We start from the raw sequence: 1,439 nt of genomic DNA, 5'->3' as shown, positions 1-1,439 counted from the left end.
GACATGGTGCCGACCGAGGTCGCGCCGAAATTGGTCGAGGCGGGGTATGGGCCGCCATGGACCATCGCGTCGCTGACCTCGACGCCGGTCGGGAAGCCGTTGACCAGCACCCGGCCCGCCTTGCGCTCAAGGATCGGCAGCAGCGATTTTGCGTCGGCCAGATCGGCGTCCTCCATGTGCAGCGTCGCGGTCAGCTGACCCTCGAAGCCGCGCGCCAGCTGCGCCATCTCGTCCATGTCGCGCACGCGCACGATCAGACCCAGCGGGCCGAAGACTTCCTCGCCAAGCGCATGGTCCTGAAGATAGGCGGCGGCCGTCGTCTCATACAGGTTCGGGCTGGCCTGACGCCCGGTGCTGTCGGTGCGCAGGACCGCCCGAACCGCGTTGCGGCCGTCGAATCGCGCCTGACCGTCGCGATACGCCTGCGCGATGCCGTCGGTCAGCATGGTCTGGGGCGCGACATTCGCCAGCGCCGCGCGGGCCGATTGCGTAAACTTGTCGGCATTTTCCCCGTCCAGCACCACGGCGATGCCCGGATTGGTGCAGAACTGCCCCGCCCCCATGGTCAGCGATCCGGCCCAGCCGGTGCCCAGTGCCTCGGCCCGCGTCTCAAGGGCTTTCGGCAGCAAAAACATCGGGTTGACTGAACCAAGCTCGCCAAAGAACGGGATCGGTTCGGGGCGCTGCGCACACAGGTCGAACAGCGCGCGACCCCCGGCAAGGCTGCCGGTGAAGCCCACGGCCTTGATCAACGGATTGGTAACCAGTGCCGTGCCAACATCGCGGCGCCCGCCCTGGATCAGGCTGAACACACCGGGATGGAGGTTGCATGACTTGATCGCCGCATGAATCGCCTCGGCCACGATCTCGCCGGTGCCGGGATGGGCGCTGTGGCCCTTGACCACGACGGGGCAACCGGCGGCCAGCGCGGCTGCGGTGTCGCCACCCGCGGTCGAAAACGCCAGCGGAAAGTTCGAGGCGCCGAACACCGCCACCGGACCGATGGGCCGCTGCATCAGGCGGATGTCGGGCCGTGGCAGGGGCTGGCGTTCGGGCAATGCCGCATCGTGGCGCAGATCCAGATAGTCGCCCTTGCGGATATGGGACGCAAACAGCCGCAGCTGGCCGGTGGTGCGACCGCGTTCGCCCTGCAGGCGCGCCTCGGGCAGGCCGGTTTCCTGCGCGCCGATCTGGGTGATCGCCTCGGCGCGGGCCTCGATCTCGTCGGCGATGGCCTCCAGGAAAGCGGCGCGGGTGTCGCGCGGGCTGTAGCCATAGGACCAGAACGCGTCCTCGGCGGCGGCGCAGGCCTGTTCCACAAGCGCCACCGTCCCAATGCTGAACGGGTGCGATGGGCCAGAGGCCGGCTCAGACGCAAATGTCGCGCCGCCCCCAACCCAGGAACCCGCGATCAGATGCTTGCCGTGCGGGGTGTATGT

1 protein-coding gene is annotated in these 1,439 nt (G+C 68.5%); it reads right to left on the bottom strand.

Features of this window, described 5'->3' with window-relative positions:
* On the bottom strand, positions 1 to 1,439 hold a 1,439-nt coding region (locus tag FN835_RS21070), incomplete at both ends, for an aldehyde dehydrogenase (NADP(+)) (RefSeq protein ID WP_142665181.1).

The organism is Paracoccus laeviglucosivorans (assembly GCF_900182695.1).
GTDB lineage: Bacteria > Pseudomonadota > Alphaproteobacteria > Rhodobacterales > Rhodobacteraceae > Paracoccus > Paracoccus laeviglucosivorans.
This window is presented reverse-complemented; position numbering and strand designations above follow the sequence as displayed.